Source organism: Haemophilus sp. HMSC061E01, from assembly GCF_001810345.1.
Taxonomy (GTDB): domain Bacteria; phylum Pseudomonadota; class Gammaproteobacteria; order Enterobacterales; family Pasteurellaceae; genus Haemophilus_D.
The window spans coordinates 63,697-85,427 of the sequence record NZ_KV801003.1 but is presented as its reverse complement, the minus strand read 5'-3'; the positions used below and the strand labels follow the sequence as shown (position 1 = coordinate 85,427).

The window sequence follows — 21,731 nt, the reverse complement described above, 5'->3', positions numbered from 1 at the left end:
ATAAGGCATCAAATTCTGCATTTTTGAAACGAGCAAAGTTTGAGTTGCCAGCGTTAGCACTTGCAAGTAACGGAGAAAGGAAGTTATCCGGATCACCGTTATCGCCTGACCAACCAAAGATACCCGCCGTTAATTCACCTGCTTTAGCACGTTTTTGATAGTCAGCCCATTCAAACGTGACTGGATTTGCTTTTACGCCCACTTTCGCCCAGTCTGCCATCACAAGTTCAGCCATACGTTTTGGATTTGGGTTAGACGCACGTACCACTGGTTGAATCCAGAAGTCCGTTTCAAAACCGTTTGGATAACCAGCTTCTGCTAAAAGCTGTTTCGCTTTCTCTGGATCATACGGATAATCTTGGATTTCATCGTTATAACTCCAAATTGTTGGCGGTAGTGGGTTTTTCGCTGCAGTACCTGCACCTTGATAAACCGCTTCAATAATTGCTTTTTTGTCCACCGCATAGTTCAATGCTTGGCGTACTTTCACGTTATCAAATGGCGCTTTCTCTGTATTGAATGCGATATATGCCACGTTCAAACCTTTTTGTTCCAAAAGCTGTACTTTCGGATCAGTTTTCATTTTGGCTAAATCCGCCACATTCGGGAAGAGAATTAAATCACAAGAACCCGCTTGTAACTTCGCATAACGCGTCGTCGCATCTGGCACGATGCTGATGACCAAGCGATCAAGCGGTGTACGACCTTTCCAATAGGTTTCATTCGCTACGTATTGTGCCGCTTGGTCAGTTTTGTAATCCACAAAAATAAACGGACCTGTACCTACCGGTTTGTTATCGATCGTTTCTGGTTTACCCGCTTTCAGCATCGCATCTGCATATTCAGCGGAATAAATAGAGATAAAGTCCATTCCCAAGCTTGCTAAGAAAGTCGCATCTTTTTTATTCAAGGTGATACGAACGGTGTTGTCATCCACTTTCTCAACTGATTTTAATAAATCTGGGAATTTCATCGCTTTGAAATACGGATAAGTCCCTTTCGATACATTGTGATAAGGATGGTTAGGATCTAACTGACGTTGGAAAGAAAAAACCACATCATCCGCATTAAAATCACGTGTTGGCGTAAATTCTTTTGTCGTATGGAATTTCACCCCTTTACGTAGATGGAACGTATAAGTTAAACCATCATCACTGATTCCCCAGCTTTCAGCCAAGGCTGGCTCAAGGTCAGTTGAACCTTTTTTGAATTCAACCAAACGGTTATACACTTGTTGTGAACTCGCATTGTAAGATGTGCCTTCCATTACCAATGCCGGGCTAAAGCCAAGTGGTGCTTTTGCCGTACAGTACACAAATGTGTTATTGCCCGAAGGTTTTGCTGTTTCTGCTTTCGCAGTTTCTTTTGCAGCAGAACCAGATTGATCACAAGCAGCTAAAAACAAACTCGCTGCAACAAGTGTTAACGTCGCTTTTAGTTTCATAAGTTGTCCTTTCTTTGTAAGGTAAGTTTCTCGCTTACCCAACCATCAATTGTGGTAGATTCAAATCCACCCTGTATCTAAAATTTTACTTAAGATATAAGCAAATCAAACTTTTACAAAATAAGAAAATGATCTTTCTTATAACAAATTAAACTAAGGTATTCAATATCAGCGTTTTTTCCGCAAATGATCCCCGTCTGTTTTGTGCAAATAGCTCAATATCCAAACTAATGCGATCGCAAAAACAGAAGTAGTCAGAAATGTGTAACTGAAAGCATGTTGTAATGCTTCGCCTTCGTTACCAATGAATTGACGGTATAATGTTAAAATAATAGATGCCACCGCAATACCAAAACCAATACCGACTTGTTGTACGATGCTCAACACTGTGGAACCCACGCCTCCTTGTTCTTGGGATAAATCGCCGACTGTAAGAGTATTAATCGACGTAAAAATCATCGACATACAGGCACCATACCACATCAAATTACATATAATCCACATTGTTGATGATGAGGAATCAAGCCATGACATAGAAACCGTTGAGCCAGCCATTAAAACTGACGATAAAATTAACGTGGTTTTATAACCTAGCATATTTAAAATATGCCCAATAAAGCGTTTAAATACGACGGACATTAGCGCAATAGGTGCAAGTAACCAGCCTGATACTTCAGCTGAATAGCCAAAGGAAAGTTGGAACATTAATGGCAATAAGAATGGCACAGCCGATCCAGAAAGACGGATAAAAATATTGGCTGCAATGCCTAATCGGAATGTTCTTGTATTGAAAAGAGATAACGGCAAAATAGCACGATCATTACCTTTTGCATAAAAATAATAGGCCACCAATAATGCAATACCAATCGACAATGCACTATATGTAGTCATATTGTCACGGTGACTTTCGCCCAGTAAATCAAGTCCGAGCGTTAAACCGACTAAACCAAATGCAAAGAGTAAAAATCCTGTCCAGTCTAACTTACTCGCATTACCCTTATGATTTCCCATCACTTTAGCGGCAGCCCAGAAGCCTAACATGCCAATAGGAATATTGATTAAGAAAATCCAATGCCATGACGTATGCACTACAAGCCAACCACCTAAAATCGGGCCAAGAATCGGGCCGATAAGTCCTGCTGTAGCCATTAAATTCCAGGCATTAATTAATTGATTTTTCGGTACGGTTTGAATAATCGCAAGGCGAGCGACGGGCATCATAAATGCTCCGCCAATACCTTGGAGAATCCGTGCAAGCACAAGGGTCTCGAGAGACGTTGCCATCGCACAAGCCACCGAGCCGAATACAAAGGTAAAAACAGCAGAGCGGAAAACCGTAAGCGTACCAAATTTCGCTGCCGCCCAAGCGGTTAAAGGAATAAATAAGGCAACGGCAAGAGAATAGGCGATAATCGCCATTTGCATTTCAAAGACAGGAGTTTGCAGATCTGTAGCAATGGTTGGTAAGGCAGTATTTAAAATAGTCGCGTCCAAACTTTGCATAAACAAAGCCATGGAAGCCACCCAAGCCAGCCCTTTATAATGCTGACGTTCTATTACTGCGTCTTTTTCCACCATTGATAAATAAACTCTGCGATCTGTTCAATGTGATTAATATCTAATAAAGTGCGGTCAGTTTCAAGCGAATAATCTGTTGCTAAAGCCAACACGTTTTCATCTAATTCCGGCAATGGTTTTGTCATCTCTTGTCGATGCAATAGAATCTTTGGAATGGGTTCTTGTTTAAATCCTTCCACCAAAACTAAATCCGTTAAATGACGATCAAATTGTTGACTTAAATAGGCTAATGAAACTGGTTCTTGAGGGGTTTCTGTCATCAACGCCCAGCGAGTATCACAAGCCATAATAACTTGCGCAGACCCCGCCTCTTTCATTCGCCAACTGTCTTTTCCTTCTTTATCCACATGAGCGTTGTGATGGCTGTGTTTAATCACTGAAACACGTAGGCCTTTTTTAATTAATTGAGGAAGCAATTTTTCCAGCAATGTGGTTTTGCCACTACCGCTGTAACCTGTGATGCCAAGAAGAGGAAGGGGATTATTCATTGTAAAAACCTTAAGAAAAATGACCGCACTTGATAAAACAAAACCCCGCAGGACGGGGTTTAGCTATCAAAATCCATTAGGTGAAGAAAGTATAGCAAGGGGAAACAAAATAGCAACTTTCTCACTGCTACTGAATTATTTTAGGAATGTTACACCTTGTACAATTCGTTTCGCTGCGGCAATTGGAAGCTGTCCGATAAAGGTAATTTCTTTATCGCCTATGACTTCACTGTAAATCGTGTAAGCCCCTTGTTTCCACGTGTTTTCTTTTGCAGCGGTGCTATCCGCTTTATTGATATAAAGTGTGAAAGTGAAAAGACCGTCACTAAATAACGCATTTTCAATCACTTCACCGTCTATCACATCTTGATTTTGACGAATTAAATCAAACCCTTGCGGTAACCAATCTGTTTTCCAATTGATTGAAAGCGATGATTCTTGTTTTCCTTCATTTAAAAGTGGCGGCACTGATACCTTATTAAGGTAATCGGTTAAACCACGTAGACGATCATCGATATATAACGTCACCACACGGAACTGATCCAATAACTTGCCTTCACGATCAAGCATATCGCTACGCAATAACAAACCATTTTCTTCATCTAAGAAAACGAGGTATTGATAGCGAAAATCGTCTTTGGGCACAATACGAATAGTATCAACGAATCGGCCTGCAATTCGGTCTTTTCCAAGCTTAATAAAATCATAATTCTGACTCAGCTTGCTAAAATCAGTACGAATCACTGCTGGAAGCGCATCCACAATCTCACCACTGTTAATCGTGAAAGCACGTGAACCTGGCTGGAAATAGCTGACTAAATTACCGCGTTGGATGATTTCTTGCTGTTCACCATCTAATGTCACCAACTGCGCATACACTTTTTGCCCTTGCTTAATATGACGATAACGGAATGAGTCCATATTTGTTGGCGTAGTTTGCACAAAAGCAAGCTCATAGTTTAAATCTCGCATCGCTTGCGACATTTTATTTAATGACTGGATTGGCTCTTCTGCAAATGCCGTAAAAGGCAATAAGAATAAGCCTAAAAGAGCGGTTAATTTGAGAGACGTTTTTTTCATAAATAAATCAATTGATCCATAAAAAAATTCACCACGCCTAAGGTGGTGAATTATCGATTAATTGCTGTAATTATTTCGCTTGGTTGCTACCCACATTTAAGCTATCTGCATGCATACGACGCTGTAATTCATAGTTTTGTAACATCGTACCAATACGGCGATTTTTTTGTTCAACCTGTTCCGAAGTGGCTACATCTTTGGTCGGAGCGTTGTAACTTACTTCTTGAACTGAACTGTTAAATGGTAAGGTTTGTAAAACAGGGTTTTCTGGTGTAACCGACGTGCTTTTCGCATTAAATGATTGCACACCTACTACTGCCACTAAACACACACCTGCAGCCACCGCAATTTGTGTCATTGGTGCAAAGAATGCTTTTAATTTTTGCACGAATGGTAAGCTGTCTGCTTCTTCTGGTGTTGGTTGAGAAACAGTAATCTCAACGTGTTTTACTTCTTCTAATTCAATTAAATCAGCCATTTTCGCGGTAAAATCAGCACCTAATAATACTGGTGACTCTTTACGCATAACTGCTCTTACTGTGTGATACGCCGCCCAAGACTCTTGTGAATCTTTATCCTGACAAAGTTGTTCTGTCAACTCGGCACTGACTTCTTCTCCATCCATATAGGCTGAAAGTAACTCTTTTTGCATTTTATAAACTCCGACTTTATTTTAACGTTGCATAAGCGGTTGTATTTTGTTCTCAATCACTTCCCGAGCACGGAAAATGCGAGAACGTACAGTGCCTACTGGGCAATCCATTATTTCTGCGATTTCTTCATAGCTTAACCCTTCAAGCTCACGCAAGGTAATCGCGGTTCTTAAATCTTCTGGCAAACTGTGAATGGTATCGAATACCACTTTTTCTAATTCGCTAGATAACATTTCATTTTCAGGGGTATCTACATCACGTAGATGGGTTCCCACATCGTAGCTTTCGGCATCTTCAGCCAAAATATCTTCGCTCGGTGGACGGCGCCCCTGTGCCGTTAAGTAATTCTTTGCCGTATTAACGGCAATTCGATATAGCCAAGTGTAGAATGCACTATCGCCCCGAAAGGATTCAATGGAACGATAGGCCTTAATAAAGGATTCTTGTACAACATCTGGAATGTCGTTATGAGAAATGTAGCGGGTTAAAAGTCCGGCTACTTTATTTTGATAACGAGAAACCAATAAATTAAAGGCTTTTTTATCGCCTTGCTGCACTCTTTCTACCAAAGCCTGATCTGTTAGCTGTTCAGCCATATATCTCCTATGCTACGTCTAACACGCCTTCATATATTCAAGACAGCAAGCTATTGTTGCTTTATCAGACAGAGTTAAAATTGAAAAGTTCCTTATGTATAAAAAATTTCAAAAAAATTAACGGACATTCGTTTTCTGCACATCTTGGATATATTCAACCATCGCTTGCACTTCGGCATCGTCTGATTGACTGCCATTAAAAAACCACGAAAAAAGTTGTAAATCCGTGGCGGCAAGTAAACGAATAAAAATATCTTTTTTGTCGTCAGTCAGTTGGTCAAAATGCGCTTTATAAAAAGGCATGATGATTTTATCCAACTCAAGCATACCTCGACGACAATCCCATTCAATGCGGAGTTTATTGTATTTATCCATAATTTCTCCCTAAATCATTGTAATTATACCTGATAAATGAAAAGTGCGGTTAAAAATTACCGCACTTTTTTAATCAAAGAATTGGCTATTCTGTCGCCTTTGGTTTAATCACCGCGTAAACCACACCGGTTAATAATGCCCCCGTTGCAATTGCACCTAAGTAGAGTAATGGTTCTGAAACAAACGGAATCACAAATAAACCACCATGTGGTGCTTGCAGAGAAATATTTAATGCCATTGAAATCGCACCTGCAGTTGCTCCACCGATCACCGAGCTAATAATCACACGTAATGGATCAGCAGCTACAAACGGTAATGCTCCTTCAGAGATAAAGCACAAGCCTAAGACAAAAGAAGCTTTACCTGCATCACGTTGATTACGGGTAAATTTACTGCGAGCAATCCAAGTTGCAATCGCCATCCCAATTGGCGGCACCATACCAGCTGCCATTGCGGCGGCCATTGGGGTGTGAACTTGAGAGGCCAACATTCCCACAGAGAACGTATAAGCTGCTTTGTTTACTGGACCGCCCATATCAATACACATCATGGCACCGATAATCGCACCTAACACCATCGCATTGACTTCACCCATGGATTTTAACCAATCGCTTAAGGTGGTCATTATTTGTGAAACCGGAGGGTTAATCACATAAATCATGGCAAGACCAACAATCAAGGTACCAAAGAGCGGGAGAATTAGAATCGGTTTTAAGGAAGTTAAACTTGCCGGCAATTTAATGGTTGCATTTAATCCTTTCACTACATAACCCGCTAAGAAACCCGCGATAATACCACCTAAAATCCCTGCGCCCGCCGTGGTGGCTAACATACCGCCAATAAGACCTACTGCAAGCCCCGGACGATCTGCGATAGAAAAGGCCACATAGCCGGCAAATACCGCAATCATCAGATGGAATGCGGCGCCACCGCCGATATCCATTAAGGCTTTTGGAATACCATGAAAAATTGTTTCATCTTTGAAGGCTTCGATACCAAACATAAAGGAAATCGCGATTAATAAGCCACCGGCAACCACCAATGGCAACATATGCGATACACCGGTCATCAAATGTTTGTAAACACCTTTTTTCTCACCACTTTCTTCTGATTTCTCAGAAGATTTTGCTGAGCCACCTTCGTAAATTTTCGCTTCTTTAAATGCCTTATCGAATTCCTGTGCTGTTTTCTTTAAAGCCAAACCGGTCGACGTACGATACATCGGTTTTCCTTGGAATTTATCTAGCGGTACATCAATATCGGCTGCAACAAAGACTAAATCTGCTGCGGCGACTTCTTCAGGGGTAATTTCATTACCTGCGCCCACTTGGCCACGCGTTTCGACTTTTACCTGCCAACCTTGTTTTTTAGCATAGGTTTCGATGGCTTCAGCAGACATAAAGGTATGCGCAACTCCTGTCGGACAAGCTGTAACCGCGACGATATTTTTAACGCCAGAAACGCTACCAAATCCAACCGCACTTTGAACTGGTTGAACATAGTCTACTGCTTGATTAAGTGCATTCGTCAGCGTGACTTCAGGTGAAGCAATCGCCGCATCTTCATTGGCTAAAAAGACTTTTTTGCCCACAAGTTCAGCAGAGTTTGGCAAACTAGATCCGAAAACAATCACTAAATCCGCCTCTTTGGCTTGTTCAACCACAATATGATTGGCTTTTTTCGCTACCACGCTCAATGCTTGGCGAAGTAAATAGGCTTTTGCCGCACCAATTTGCGGAGATTGAGTTAAAAACAAATTCATTACATTATCCTTCAATCACAGAAATTTTGACATTCGCCAGAATTGGCTCAAGCAAGGCGATATCACTCACGCCCACATTGCTTTGTGAAACGGCAAAAGCAGAAACAGCACTCGCAAACGCTAAGGTTTCCGCTTGAGACAAGCCTTTTTCGATACCATAAATTAAGCCAGCCACCATAGAATCGCCTGCGCCTACAGTGCTCACCACATTTTCACATTTAGGTGGTTGAGCTTGAATCACAGCTTGATCGCTCAGCCATAAAGAACCGTTCGCACCCATCGAAATAATGACGTTAGCAATGCCTTCTGCTTTAAGTTTTTTGGCCGCTGCAATAATTTCATCAAGAGAATTTAACGGATGACCAATCCAAGCTTCCAATTCGCGATGATTTGGTTTCACCAACCAAGGGCTAGCTTTTAACCCTGCTGTAAGTGCCGCATTACTGCTATCTAATACGACTTTCACACCAGCTTGATGCAACTGATTAAGCCAATCCGCAAATAATTCAGGACTCACACCCCGCGGTAAACTGCCACATACCGCAACGATGTCAAAGTTCTGACAATACGCTAATGAATCTGCTGTAAATTGCTGCCAAGCTTCTGGAGTGATTTGATAACCTAAGAAATTTAAATCTGTTACATCCGCTTCGGTTTCTGTAATTTTTACATTAATACGGGTTTTGCCTGCAACACGATGGAATTTGTCTTCTAATCCTTGTTTTTTAAATAGTGTTTCGAAATCACCGACGTTATCTTCCCCTAAGAAGCCACCAACGGCCACCTCTACGCCCAAATCTTTTAATACCTTAGCGACATTAATGCCTTTGCCTGCAGGGAAAATACCGAGCGTTTCAACGGTGTTCACTTCGCCGATTTCAATACGAGGCAAACGCCCAACTAAATCATAAGCGGCGTTTAAGGTAATTGTTGCTACTTTTGCCATCACTTACCCCCGACCTTCGCCTAAACCACTTTCAATGACTGCACCAATACCCTCAATCGCTTGCTGAGCTTCTTCACCGCTCGCCACAAAACGTAGGCGGTGACCTTTCACGACACCGAGTGCCACAATTTTCATCAAACTTTTCGCGCTGACTAATTGGGTGTTACGATCTAAGTTTTGTACCGCAACCGACGCATTATATTTTTTCACTTCATTAACAAGCACCGCACTTGGACGAGCGTGCAAACCGTGTTCATTACGAATCATAAATACAGCTTCAATGGCATCGGCTGGTAAGCCCGTGTTTTCTTCGTGGATTTGTGGTGCATGCTCGCTGCTTACTTCAATAGTATCTGGTTCAGTCGGTGGTACGACAGATACGCTTTCGCCAAGCCCACTCGCAATAATCTTACCTAAGGCTTCAATGGCTTGTTTCGCATCATCACCTTCCGCAACAAAACGTAAGCGATGACCTTGAGTCACACCTAATGCCACGATTTTCATTAAACTTTTTGCACTAACTGGTGCGGTTTCTCGAGTAAGATTTTGTACCGTAATTTTGGAGGTGAATTTTTTCACCTCATTGACAAGCACCGCACTTGGGCGAGCATGCAAGCCATGTTCATTACGAACAGTAAAGGTGCCAATCACTGCACCTGTAGCGATTTGGTCTTCAGATTGAGTTGCTGCAACTGGCACTTTACCGCCATTAAGTACGGTCAAAATTTGCTGCGTATTACCACTTAATAAAATATTTTGGACTTCATCATCCAATAAACGCGCTAATGTCTCATTGATTTGATCGTTAACCGCCGAAATCGTCAACACGCCTTTCACCGCTTTGCCATTATGATTAAAAATGGTTTTCGCACGACTGAATGCTAAGGCATTTTTCACATTACCTGATACGGCATCGGTTACCCATAACCCTTTACCAAGCGGCAGAGCAGAATTGGATACCACTTCAGAAACAAAGCTATTTTCAACCGCACTTTGCTGTTGTAATTTACCTGCATTGATGGCGGTAAGGGTGAGCAAACTTTGCGTTTCAATATCTAAACTTAATGTTTCTTCAGCAATGCTAAAAGCATCGCTTTCACCTAACAAAATCGCACGGAATTTTTCAACATTTGTTAATGTCGCTAACTGTGCCGCCGTATCTTCATCACCTAAAACATGCGTTAATTGACGAAGCAAAGCAAGATGCTCATCGGAACGGGCAGCAATACCAATCACAACATAAGCAATATTGCCTTCTCCCCACTCAATACCTTGTGGAAATTGGAAAACTTGTACACCGGTTTTTTTCACCATTGAACGGGTTTCTAATGTACCGTGTGGAATTGCAATCCCATTGCCTAAAAAAGTGGAAGTTTGTTGTTCACGTCCAAGCATACCTTGCAAATAGCCTTGTTCAACATTGCCAGCTTGCTCTAACACGCTTGCAGCCATTTCAATAGCTTGCAGCTTATTTGTTGCCGTAGCATTTAAATGAATGTTGCTTTCCGAAAGTTCTAACATTCTTGCTCCTTCACATTGATGATTTAAAAAAAGAAAAGCTGCTGATGAGGTCTCTCATCAACAGCTCAAATTGATTATTGGCCGGTACAGGCTTTGAGTAGCATTTCGCTACCTTGGGAAATGTAGGCGTCATTTTCACCGCGCTCTTTGCCTTTTTGCAAATCACGCATTGCATCGTAGATCCCTTGCGTCACACTTGGCGAATCCACTTTTTGCCAACAATTTGCACTTAAACGGCTGAAGTTAGTTTGTAATGCTTCTGCATGTAACACACCGCTATAGTAAGCATACACATCAGAATCATGACCACCTGTGTAGAGTTTATCTTGAATTTGCTTGATTGGTACAACAATACGACCGAGATACCAGTCATTCGCACCACTTGCAAAATTATCCACAAAGAAATTTTTTGTTACACGATCTTTATACGTTGCCACAGTGGCTTCATAAGCGGCGGCATAAGATTTTTGGTCGATTTTATCTTTATCTAAATCAATGACCTTTTTGTCTTTACCCATAAACGGAATATAAGAGGTCATATCTGAAATCGAAGAACAACCCGCAAGCATGACTGCAAAAAAGAATATCGAGATTTTTTTAAACATTAAATTTTCCTTATTTATAGGCGGTTAAAACCGCTGTTAATTATACTTAGAATGGGGAGTTAAGCAAGGTAACACCTAGTACTACGCTGATTCTTTGCTCACTCCGCTGTCTTTGACAATCGAAACTAAAATTTGATCAATTTTGAAGTTTTCGGTATCAATGACTTCAAATTTATATTTATCGTATACAACAAAATCGGTTTTTTTCGGAATTTTGCGTAACATATACATCATAAAGCCACTAATAGTCTCGTAATTTTCTGAATCAGGGAAAGATTCAATATCCAAAACGCGCATCACATCTTCAAGCGGCGTTGCCCCATCAATCAACCAAGAGTTTTCATCGCGGCTAACGATTTGCTCTTCTTCGTTAGAAACCAATTCTCCCATCACAATACTCATCACATCGTTCAAGGTAATTAAGCCCATTACAAGCGCATATTCATTGACGATAATCGCAAAATCTTCCCCCGTAGATTTAAACAACTCCAATACTTCGTATAACGACAGCGTATCTGGGATAAATAACGCTTTGCGTAATAAACGGCTATCTGTTAAATCTACTACTTCTTGTTGAAGATAAAGCGTCAACAAAGTATGGGATTCCACATAACCTAAAATCTTGTCCAAACCATTATCACAGATCACTAATTTAGAATGAGAGTCAGCCGATAAGGTATTCAACACTTCCTGACGAGTAAAAGTGCGGTCTAAAAACACGATGTTTTCACGAGTCGTCATGGTTGAAGACACGGTACGCTCTTGCATTTCAAAGATGTTTTCAATCAAATAATGTTCTTGTGTTTTTAGTACGCCCGCTTCGGCACCAGCCTCCACAATCGCCACAATGTCTTCTGGAGTCATATTATCTTCGCGCTTAGTGGATATCCCCATTAAATGGAAGAAGATATTAGAAAGACCATCAAAAAACCATACAATAGGTTTTAAGAAGAAAATGAAGACTTGCATAATGCCAATAGTCCGTAACGCCACACCTTCAGGATTAATCAATGCGAGACGTTTCGGAATTAAATCGGCTAATAAAACAAATGTTGTGGTTACCATGAAAAAAGCAATCCAAGAGGAGGCTGGCTCAACCCATTCTGCCATAGTGTATTCATGTAAAAAACTCTGTAAGTGAAGACTAATGGTTGCTTCACCAATCACACCACCGAGTACGGCAACCATATTAAGTCCAATTTGTACTACAGTAATGAAACGCCCTGGCTGTTCCTGTAATTTTAAAACTTTCTCCGCTTTGATATTGCCTTCATTGGCCAACGTTTGTAGTTTAATGCGTCTTGCACCCGCGAGAGAAATCTCAGCTGATGACAAGATTGCACTGACAATAATTAATACGATTAAAATAAAAATCGCTGCAGATAAACTCATAATGTTCTCTTTATTGGCTTTAAAGTGCGGTCAATTTACCGCTGGTTTTTAAGCTAGAAATGTTATTATTAAATTGTGAGGGCGTTCTATGACGCCCCATATTTGAGAAACGCTAATTTTCGCTGTCGAACCAGCCACGTACAAATTGGATAGAAAGGAAAAGAGTAATTAATAAGAAAGCATAGAATACCCAAGATAAAATCGGATGGCTTGGTGTCACATCGCCACTGATTTCTTTCACTGCAACGGCATTGCGATATTCATCGAACATCGTCATCCGCCAACCGTAATACTTGATTTGCACTAATTTGTTTTCATTACCCAAGGCTTGAACTTGAGCCTGTAAGTTCGCTGAACCAAATTTAAAGTAGAATGGAAAACCCCAACGGGTATCTTCATTACGATACACCATGATTTTGCCATCATCATTTTGTGTATTGATAAAATACACATCGCGCGTTGGACCATCAGCCGGATTCGATTTTGTAATCGGGCCATCTTTATCCACACGTTTCACTTCCACACCGGTTACTCGCGTTACATCATAGTGTGGGAAAACGTAGTCTACCACCGCGAACATAAAGCCGTGGAAAACAAAGACTACTAAAAATAAAAAGTACTTAAAAAACTTACGCATAAAACTCCCTCATTTAAATCGATGATTTATTGTACATTAATTTTAAATAAACGCTCGAAGTTTTGTGTACTAATTTGTGCAAATTCTTCCATAGACAACCCTTTTAACGCTGCCACATACTCACACACTTCACGTGTATAGGCAGGTTGGTTCTCTTTACCACGATAAGGTACAGGTGCTAAATAAGGCGAATCCGTTTCAACTAACAAACGATCTGCCGGCACATAACGAATAGCTTCACGAATACTTTCCGCATTTTTAAAGGTTATAATGCCTGAACAAGAAATATAAAACCCTAAATCAAGTGCCTTTTTCGCAAAATCCAAGGTTTCCGTAAAACAATGAATTAATCCACCACACTTTTCTGCCTGGTGCTCACGCAACATGGCAATGGTATCTTCTGGCGCTGAACGAGTATGAATAATCACGGGTTTATCCACTTCATTAGCAATTCTGATTTGATCCGCAAAAACCGTTTGCTGCAATGCCTTATTATCTGCACTGTAATAATAATCCAAACCAATTTCGCCAATTGCGATCACTTTTTTATCTTGGGATAAACGTAATAAACGATCGGCATCGTAAGGTTCTTCTTCAAGATCTAGTGGATGTACACCGCAAGCCAAAGACACATTCGGAAATTTTGCTAACTCAGGGTAAGCTTTTTCAAAACGGCTTAATGTTACGCCAATCGCCAATAAATGCTTCACATCTCGTGCTTGGGCTTTGGCCACAACATCAGCAATATCTTTGTGTAAATTTTCATAATCCAATGCATCTAAATGGCAATGGGAATCTACGATAAACATAATTTATTTAGTCCTTAAATACGTCGGTAATTAACTTTGTCAAACCATCTAGTAACATTAATTCCGTGTTAACGCCGTTGATAGTGAGTAAATCCGAGCGCACTTTTTGCATAATTTTATTTGCGGTTAATAACCCAAGCGCTGTTTGCTCGTCTGCAAATTGAGTTACACCTGTTTTAAGATCAAGTGTTTGCCAGCCATTTTGTATTTCGAGTTTGTATTTAATGGCATCACTTAAAAACGCTAAAATCCAATCCACTTGCTGTACGGTGCGTTCTTTTTCAAAGAAAGGCAAAATTTCCAAAGGTGAACGACGACGATAAAACAGCCAAAATTGACGTAGGAAATTTTTTCTCTGTTCAATTAATCCTTGCCGGAGTGTTTCTAATGCTAACAGTGGACGACCCAAATTCATCGCAAGTGCGGTCAATAATTCAGATGTTTCTGCCTGAAATTGAGAAGAAAGCCAAGTTAAGGCTTCTGCTTCCGTTGGCAAAGGAACATTCCACACTTGGCAACGGCTGTAAATAGTCGCTAACAACGAAGAGGAAGGCTCTGTTTGCAATAAGAAATACGTGTTCGGACGCGGCTCTTCCAAAGTTTTGAGCAATGCATTCGCTGCCGCTTCCGTAAGACGTTCTGCATCTTGGATATACACTAATTTATTGCCGTTTTGTTGCGCGTGTTGGCTGACAACTTCATTAATCGCCCGTACCTGATCAACGCCAATGTCTTTGCCTTCTTGAGAGGCTAAAACATGAAAATCGGGGTGACTTTGCGCAACCATTAAGTGGCAAGCATGACAATGGCCACAAGGTGCATTATCTGGCGTTTGACACATAATGAGTTTTGTCAAAGCATCAAATAAACGTTCTGCCCCTAGCCCTTGATCGGCTTTAATTAACAACGCATGATGCCCCAAACCTTCGCTAAAAGTTTGGCTAATCTTGTTATAAGTAGGCACTAACCAAGGATAAAGTTCGCTCATTTTGCTTGTGAAACCCACCAATTTTTGATCGCACTTTGAATGTCCGCTTGTACTTGTGCCAAAGGCTGGCCAGCATTAATAATGGCGGCTTTCGGATTGTTTTGCACCAATTCCAAATAACGTTGGCGAGTACGATGGAAGAAATCAAGCCCTTGTTGTTCAATACGGTCTAATTCGCCTCGTCCTCTAGCACGTGCAAGCCCCTCTGCAGGATCAATATCTAAATACAGTACAAAATCGGGTTCAAAATCACCTAACACCATATTTTTTAAATTTGCCATCAGCGTTTGGTCAAACTGACGCCCACCACCTTGATAGGCCTGAGAAGACATATCGTGACGATCGCCAAGCACAATTTTTCCTTCTGCCAATGCTGGCTTAATCACATTTTCTACCAATTGAATTCGTGCCGCATAAAGCATTAATAATTCCGCTTTATCGGTAACAGGCTCTTCTGTTTCATGTTTGATTAAATGGCGTAATTTCTCTGCTAACGGTGTACCGCCTGGCTCACGAGTAAACACGATATCATTTACACCAAGAGATTTTAATGTATCCACCACCGTTTGCATGGCGGTACTTTTACCTGCACCTTCCAGCCCTTCAATGACGATAAATTTGCCTTGCATTAGTTGGCTCCTTTTTGTTGGTTACGATACCAACGTAAATATTCTTGCACCGCTTTATTATGCTCGTTCAGATTGCGAGTAAATTTATGACCGCCACTTCCATCAGCAACAAAATAATAAAAGTCCGTTTTCGCTGGATGCGCCACAGCCTGTAAAGCGCTCTCACTCACCATCGCAATTGGTGTTGGTGGTAAACCCTCAATCATATAGGTATTGTACGGGGTCATCGTTTCCAAATCTTTCTTACGAATATTGCCGGTATAACTCTCACCCATTCCATAAATCACGGTTGGGTCAGTTTGCAGTTTCATATTGGCTTTTAAACGATTAATAAATACTGAAGCCACTTGTGGGCGCTCCGCCGCAATTCCTGTTTCTTTCTCCACAATAGAAGCTAAAATTAGCATCTGATATGGATCTGCTAATGGGAGATTTTCATCCCGTTCACTCCACGCTTTATCTAAAGCTTTTTGTAAGCGAGTAGCTGAACGTTTTAATAATTCAAGATCCGTCGAGTTAGGCGTGTAATTATAGGTATCTGGATACAACCACCCATCCATGTTATTCCATTCGTAAACGGCTTTTGCAACGGCTGGAATATCCAATAACACCATGATCTCTTTATCCGTTTTACCTTGCAAGGTTTGTTTTAAGTGAGGTGCGCTTTCAAGGTTTTTACGCCATTCCTTGAACGTTTTACCTTCAATAAACTTCACGCTAAATTGCGCTTCCTTGCCGGAATTGAGCATATCCAATAAATCTTGCAACGTTTTCACGCCCGTTAAAGAATAAGTCCCCGCTTTCACTTTGTTGAGCTGCGGTTGTAATTTCAATAACCAAGGCAATAAATCGGCATGTTCAAGAATTTTTTCTTGCTCTAATAAAGCGGCGAGTTTACTGCCAGTAGTGCCTCGCTCAATTGTAAGCAATTGATCCTGCGTGACATTCACCGGCGTATGAACAAACTCAGTTAATTTTTGATAACCCCAAAAACCAACACCACCAAGAATTAGCAAGAGAATCAGTAAAAAGACAAAAAATTTTTTCATGCGTCACTCATTTTATAAAAACGACAAAAGGGGCAAAAATGCCCCCTTATTCTAACGGTTTCTGTTACTTATCGAAATATTGAATATCAGCATTTTTACGTAATGCTTTCACCCAGTCTTTGGTTGCATCTTGTAATTGGCTATTCACGATTTGTTCGTAAGCTTTTTGACGATAGGCATCTTCTGTTTTATCGCCATCACGACTACCGGTTACTTCGAGAATATGCCAACCAAATTCAGATTTAAATGGAGCAGAAATAGTACCTTGTGGGGTTGTTTCAACCATTTTTGCAAATGGACCTACATAAGCTTCTGGGAAAGCATAGCCTAAGCTTCCGCCATTCGCACCTGATAAATAATCTTTAGAATATTTTAATGCCGCATCAGCAAATGTCATTTTGCCAGAAATAATCTCGCTACGAATACGTTCTAATTCTGCTTTAGCTTGTGCATCGTTCAGTAATGGGTTTAATTTTAATAAAATATGACGAACTTCATACTCTTTACCCATCACTTTTTGTGCAGTACCTTTTGCTTTCGCTTCATCGAACATTTGTTTACCCAATGCATCCACTTGCTCACGAGTCACATCTACGCTGTTTTGAATGGCATGGTTACGCACACCCGCCATTAACATTTGACGAGAGATTTGTTGTTTAAATGCGTTTAAGGAAATGCCTTGATAATCCAACGCATCTAAGAATTGACCATAAGTTAAACCATTTTTCGCTGCAATATCTTCTACGATACGGTTTACTTCCGCTTGGTTTACTTTTACGCCTGATTCTTTGATAGCCTTATCAGTCAGCATATCATCAATAATCTTATCTAATGCTGCACGTTGGCTACCTTTCTTACCCATTACAGCATTCACTTGGCTTTGTAAAATTGGTGTACCATTCACAGTCGCCACAACGCGTTCTTCTGCTTGAACTTGAGAAAAAGTAAACAGACCGATCATGGCAAATAAAAGAGATTTTAACATTGATTTTTTCATTTTAGTTGTCTTAAAAAATAATAGGATAATGCTCGTTAGATTATCAATTTTATCAAAGGTTCACAATAGGCTGATCGTTATTTAGGCAATAATGCCACTTCATAACAACCATCGTATTTTAATGTACGCACCTGAACTTGTTCATCACGGGAAGTAGGCACATTTTTACCTACATAGTCTGCCCGAATTGGTAATTCACGATGTCCGCGATCCACTAAAATCACCAATTCAATTTTAGCAGCTCGACCAAAATCTGTTAACGCATCCATCGCGGCACGAATAGTTCTACCGGTAAAGAGCACGTCATCGATCAAAATGACTTCTTTACCCTGAATATTCATATAACTTGAGGCCCCGCTATACACAGGGGTTGGATTTTCAGGTTCAACGTACTCTAAGTCATCGCGGTAAAATGTGATATCCAATTCCATCATTGGAAGACTTACTCCATTCAACTCTTCAATACGACGTTGAATCAATTCGGCAATTTCAGCACCACGGCGTTTCACCCCAACTAAAATCACATTATCGAAATCTTGGTGCTTTTCAATAATTTCGTGGGAAATACGTGAAATGGTACGTAAAAATCTGTCTGCATCAATAATGATTTTTTCCATTTTATCTCTCGCTTTGTTTATCTCACCTAAAGTGCGGTTAAAAAACACGGATTTTTTGACCGCACTTTGACTGGAATATTAACCGAATTCTAGCTCTACTGCATTTTCGCCGAGCAAATTCACCAATTCTGTTAGAATGTCATCCGTTGGTGTAATCGACCATTGAATCCCTAAACGCAATAACGCACGACCTTTTGCGCTTTGATAATATACGTTAATCGGTAAAGTGCCGCCACTAACAGGTTCTAACATTTCTTTCAGTTTCTTGATAAAACTTGGGCTAATCTGCTCCTCAGACAAACTGATAGCCAAAGATTTCGCATAACGGGAACGCGCCTCATCCAAGGTCATCAAATCCCGTACCGACATTTTTAATCCACCTGAAAAATCATCAAAACTCACTTGGCCAGATACCACTACAACCGTGTCTTTTTGCAGTTTCTCACCAAATTGGTCTAAGCTTTCACCGAATATGGTTAAATCTAAACGTCCCGAACGGTCATCTATGGTTGCGATACCAATTCGATTACCTTTTTTCGTTGTCGCAAAGCGAGTTGACACCAACAAACCGGCTGCCGTACTAATTTGCCCACGGCGGTTTGGCGTGAGATCTTTTAATCGCGTAGAACTATAATGAGAGAGCTCTTTTAAATAACGACTCACCGGGTGGCTGCTTAAATACAAACCAAGGGTTTCGCGCTCACCATCTAAAATTTGTTTTTCTGTGTAAGGTGGCGTATGAGCGTAAGCATTTTCCACTTCTTCATGTGTTTCTGTCAGCACACCGAACATATCGGCTTGTCCCATGGCCTCATCTTTTGCATGCTGATCAGAGGCTTTGAGTGCATCTTCTAGATTCTTAGATAACGCCGCACGATGTGGCCCTAACTTATCAAATGCGCCCGACATAATCAGACTTTCAAAAGTACGACGGTTAATTTTCTTCAAATCAACGCGAGCACATAAATCAAATAAATCTCTGAAAATCCCACCTTCATTACGAGCGGTAATCAGTGCCTCAATCGGACCTTCACCCACACCTTTAATGGCGCCGATGCCATAAACAATTTCACCATTTTCATTCACGCTGAAATGATGTTTTCCTACGTTAATATCCGGTGGGGTAACTTTTAAGCCCATACGTAAACATTCATCGTATAAGCCGACAATTTTATCCGTATTATCCATTTCCGAGGTCATTACTGCTGCCATAAACTCAGCAGGGAAATGGGTTTTCAGCCAAAGGGTTTGGTAAGATACTAATGCGTAAGCGGCAGAGTGCGATTTATTGAAACCATAGCCGGCAAATTTTTCCACTAAGTCGAAAATCTTCATGGAAAGTTCGCCATCAACACCATTTTTTTCAGCGCCTTCTTTAAACACTGAGCGCTGTTTCGCCATTTCTTCCGGTTTTTTCTTACCCATCGCACGGCGTAATAAGTCCGCACCACCAAGAGTATAACCTGCTAACACCTGAGCAATCTGCATAACTTGCTCTTGATACAAAATAATACCGTAAGTTGGCTCTAGAATCGGTTTAAGGCTTTCATGTTGGTAGTTTGCATCAGGATAAGACACTTCCTCACGACCATGTTTACGGTCAATAAAGTTATCCACCATGCCCGATTGTAATGGACCTGGTCGGAATAATGCCACCAATGCGATAATATCTTCAAAACAGTCTGGCTGCAGGCGTTTAATCAAATCTTTCATCCCGCGAGATTCCAACTGGAATACAGCGGTCGTTTCAGACCGTTTCAGTAAATCAAAGGATTCGGGATCATCCAATGGAATAGCAGCAATATCGACTGGCGGTTTGCCTTCACGAGCAAGGCGAGCGTTAATCATATCCAAAGCCCATTTGATAATGGTGAGTGTACGCAAACCTAAGAAGTCAAACTTCACTAAACCTGCATATTCCACATCATTTTTATCGAAGTGAGTAACCGGATGAAGGCCCTCATTGTCACAATAAAGTGGTGCAAAGTCTGTAATCAAAGAAGGGGAAATTACCACGCCACCCGCGTGTTTACCCGCATTTCGCGTGACCCCCTCTAGCTTACGCGCCATATCAATTAGGGCTTTGACTTCTTCATCTGAATCATATGCCACTTGTAACTGTGGTTCAGCCTCAAAAGCCTTGGCTAAAGTCATGCCGGGATCAGGGGGAATCATTTTCGAGATACGATCCACAAAGCCATAAGGATGGCCTAATACGCGACCCACATCTCGAATTACTGCTTTGGCCGCCATGGTACCAAAAGTAATAATTTGTGATACCGCACCACGACCATAAGTTTCTGCCACATGATCGATAACACGATCGCGTCCATCCATACAGAAGTCGACGTCGAAATCGGGCATGGAAACACGTTCTGGGTTTAAGAAACGCTCAAAAAGAAGATCGAATTCAAGGGGATCCAAATCGGTAATTTTTAGTGCATAAGCCACCAATGAACCCGCACCAGAGCCACGCCCTGGTCCTACAGGAATATCATTGTCTTTTGACCATTGGATAAACTCCATGACGATTAAGAAGTAACCCGGAAAACCCATTTGGTTAATCACATCGAGTTCGACTTGAAGGCGCTCATCATATTCTGGTCGTCTTTCTGCCCGCACTTTTTCATCGGGGAATAAAAACGCTAAACGCTCTTCCAAGCCTTCTTTGGCTTTCATCACCAAATAATCTTCCGTGCTCAGCTCGCCAGTTGGAAATTGAGGGAGGAAATATTGCCCCAAACGCAAAGTCACATTACAGCGTTGTGCTATTAATACCGTATTTTCAAGTGCAGAAGGAATGTCCGCAAATAAGTCGCACATCTCTTCTTCTGAGCGAAAATATTGTTGCTCGGTATAACGTTTTGGACGCTTCGGATCGTCAAGGGTATAGCCATCATGAATAGCAACTCGAATTTCGTGTGCCTCAAAATCATCAGGTGCGAGAAAGACAACATCGTTGGTTGCAACAAGCGGTAAATCATGTTCCTCAGCCAATTTTAATGCGGCTTGAATATAACGCTCTTCATCCGGACGACCCGTTCTAGACAGCGAAAGGTAAAAATGGTCAGGAAAAAATTCTTGATAAAAACTGACCGCACTTTCCGCTTCGGAAATATTTTCTTTAAGGAGTTTTTTCGCGATATCGCCTTGTGTGCCACCTGATAAAACAATTACACCCTCACGGTGTTCAATCAACCATTCCTGGTCGATATAAGGCAAGTCCACATAGCCGCGTTGATAGGCTTTTGAAAGTAATAATGTGATGTTTTTATAGCCTTCATTGTTCTTGGCAAGTAAAGTGAGGGTGAATAATTCCTCACCACATAGCTCGCTTTTAACATGAACATCTGCGCCAATAATCGGTTTAATCCCCGAAGAAAGGGTTTCACCATAAAAACGCACTACACCACAGAAATTGGTAAAATCCGTTAATGCCAACGCAACCATATTGTTTGCAGCACACGCTTTGACCAATGGTTTCACTTTCACAATACCATCGATCATTGAAAAATCGGTGTGTGTACGAAGATGTACAAAACGCGGTTGAGTTGACATGAATAAT

Annotated in this window: 20 protein-coding genes; all 20 read right to left on the bottom strand. The window is 41.1% G+C overall.

All coding sequences use genetic code 11. From position 1 onward, the window contains the following. Nucleotides 1–1,444 (bottom strand): ABC transporter substrate-binding protein (locus HMPREF2732_RS03075; protein WP_070591036.1); only part of this gene is annotated, 1,444 nt, incomplete at its 3' end. 168 nt (nucleotides 1,445–1,612) lie between these two features. Then, nucleotides 1,613–3,022: an MDR family MFS transporter gene (locus HMPREF2732_RS03070; protein ID WP_070591034.1), complete on the bottom strand. Its 1,410-nt coding sequence runs from the start codon at nucleotides 3,020–3,022 to the stop codon at nucleotides 1,613–1,615. Then, nucleotides 3,001–3,510, bottom strand: coding sequence for a molybdopterin-guanine dinucleotide biosynthesis protein MobB (gene mobB / locus HMPREF2732_RS03065; RefSeq protein WP_070591031.1), 510 nt, complete (start codon nucleotides 3,508–3,510; stop codon nucleotides 3,001–3,003). The genes HMPREF2732_RS03070 and mobB overlap by 22 nt, the downstream gene beginning before the upstream one ends. A gap of 135 nt (nucleotides 3,511–3,645) precedes the next feature. Beyond that, entirely contained in the window at nucleotides 3,646–4,590 is a 945-nt protein-coding gene (rseB, locus tag HMPREF2732_RS03060; RefSeq protein WP_070591028.1) for a sigma-E factor regulatory protein RseB, read from the bottom strand. Nucleotides 4,591–4,660: 70 nt separating this feature from the next. Then, nucleotides 4,661–5,242 (bottom strand): sigma-E factor negative regulatory protein, encoded by a 582-nt coding sequence (locus HMPREF2732_RS03055; RefSeq protein ID WP_049366672.1) that lies wholly within the window; start codon nucleotides 5,240–5,242, stop codon nucleotides 4,661–4,663. A 21-nt stretch (nucleotides 5,243–5,263) separates the two neighbouring features. Further along, nucleotides 5,264–5,839 (bottom strand): RNA polymerase sigma factor RpoE, encoded by a 576-nt coding sequence (rpoE, locus tag HMPREF2732_RS03050; protein WP_014064431.1) that lies wholly within the window; start codon nucleotides 5,837–5,839, stop codon nucleotides 5,264–5,266. Between the two features lie 117 nt (nucleotides 5,840–5,956). Further along, nucleotides 5,957–6,214: an FAD assembly factor SdhE gene (locus HMPREF2732_RS03045; RefSeq protein WP_014064432.1), complete on the bottom strand. Its 258-nt coding sequence runs from the start codon at nucleotides 6,212–6,214 to the stop codon at nucleotides 5,957–5,959. A gap of 85 nt (nucleotides 6,215–6,299) precedes the next feature. Then, the gene (locus HMPREF2732_RS03040) at nucleotides 6,300–7,976 is read right to left on the bottom strand and encodes a fructose-specific PTS transporter subunit EIIC (RefSeq protein WP_070591025.1); all 1,677 of its coding nucleotides are present in this window, start codon (nucleotides 7,974–7,976) and stop codon (nucleotides 6,300–6,302) included. A 4-nt stretch (nucleotides 7,977–7,980) separates the two neighbouring features. Beyond that, nucleotides 7,981–8,922 carry a 1-phosphofructokinase gene (gene fruK / locus HMPREF2732_RS03035; RefSeq protein ID WP_070591022.1) on the bottom strand — a complete coding sequence of 314 codons (942 nt, stop codon included), beginning with the start codon at nucleotides 8,920–8,922 and terminating at the stop codon, nucleotides 7,981–7,983. A 3-nt stretch (nucleotides 8,923–8,925) separates the two neighbouring features. Beyond that, the gene (fruB, locus tag HMPREF2732_RS03030; protein ID WP_070591020.1) at nucleotides 8,926–10,443 is read right to left on the bottom strand and encodes a fused PTS fructose transporter subunit IIA/HPr protein; all 1,518 of its coding nucleotides are present in this window, start codon (nucleotides 10,441–10,443) and stop codon (nucleotides 8,926–8,928) included. Between the two features lie 74 nt (nucleotides 10,444–10,517). Continuing rightward, entirely contained in the window at nucleotides 10,518–11,048 is a 531-nt protein-coding gene (locus tag HMPREF2732_RS03025; RefSeq protein WP_070591017.1) for a hypothetical protein, read from the bottom strand. Nucleotides 11,049–11,129: 81 nt separating this feature from the next. Beyond that, nucleotides 11,130–12,440: a polyamine export protein PaeA gene (locus HMPREF2732_RS03020; protein ID WP_049369995.1), complete on the bottom strand. Its 1,311-nt coding sequence runs from the start codon at nucleotides 12,438–12,440 to the stop codon at nucleotides 11,130–11,132. Nucleotides 12,441–12,552: 112 nt separating this feature from the next. Continuing rightward, entirely contained in the window at nucleotides 12,553–13,077 is a 525-nt protein-coding gene (locus HMPREF2732_RS03015) for a DUF1523 family protein (RefSeq protein WP_049369996.1), read from the bottom strand. 26 nt (nucleotides 13,078–13,103) lie between these two features. After that, entirely contained in the window at nucleotides 13,104–13,886 is a 783-nt protein-coding gene (locus HMPREF2732_RS03010; protein ID WP_049384705.1) for a YchF/TatD family DNA exonuclease, read from the bottom strand. 7 nt (nucleotides 13,887–13,893) lie between these two features. Further along, on the bottom strand, nucleotides 13,894–14,874 hold the full coding sequence (locus HMPREF2732_RS03005) for a DNA polymerase III subunit delta' (protein ID WP_070591015.1): 981 nt from the start codon (nucleotides 14,872–14,874) through the stop codon (nucleotides 13,894–13,896). Continuing rightward, nucleotides 14,871–15,503, bottom strand: a complete 633-nt coding sequence (tmk, locus tag HMPREF2732_RS03000; RefSeq protein ID WP_070591012.1) for a dTMP kinase — start codon at nucleotides 15,501–15,503, stop codon at nucleotides 14,871–14,873. Before tmk ends, HMPREF2732_RS03005 begins: the two co-directional genes overlap by 4 nt. Continuing rightward, a complete protein-coding gene (gene mltG / locus HMPREF2732_RS02995) occupies nucleotides 15,503–16,552 on the bottom strand; it encodes an endolytic transglycosylase MltG (protein ID WP_070591009.1) in 1,050 nt (349 codons plus the stop codon). The genes tmk and mltG overlap by 1 nt, the downstream gene beginning before the upstream one ends. A 64-nt stretch (nucleotides 16,553–16,616) precedes the next feature. Beyond that, nucleotides 16,617–17,549 carry a peptidylprolyl isomerase gene (locus HMPREF2732_RS02990; RefSeq protein ID WP_070591006.1) on the bottom strand — a complete coding sequence of 311 codons (933 nt, stop codon included), beginning with the start codon at nucleotides 17,547–17,549 and terminating at the stop codon, nucleotides 16,617–16,619. A 77-nt stretch (nucleotides 17,550–17,626) separates the two neighbouring features. Beyond that, the gene (gene pyrR, locus HMPREF2732_RS02985; RefSeq protein WP_049365120.1) at nucleotides 17,627–18,166 is read right to left on the bottom strand and encodes a bifunctional pyr operon transcriptional regulator/uracil phosphoribosyltransferase PyrR; all 540 of its coding nucleotides are present in this window, start codon (nucleotides 18,164–18,166) and stop codon (nucleotides 17,627–17,629) included. Nucleotides 18,167–18,244: 78 nt separating this feature from the next. After that, nucleotides 18,245–21,724, bottom strand: a complete 3,480-nt coding sequence (gene dnaE, locus HMPREF2732_RS02980) for a DNA polymerase III subunit alpha (RefSeq protein ID WP_070591003.1) — start codon at nucleotides 21,722–21,724, stop codon at nucleotides 18,245–18,247. Between the last annotated feature and the right edge of the window lie 7 nt (nucleotides 21,725–21,731).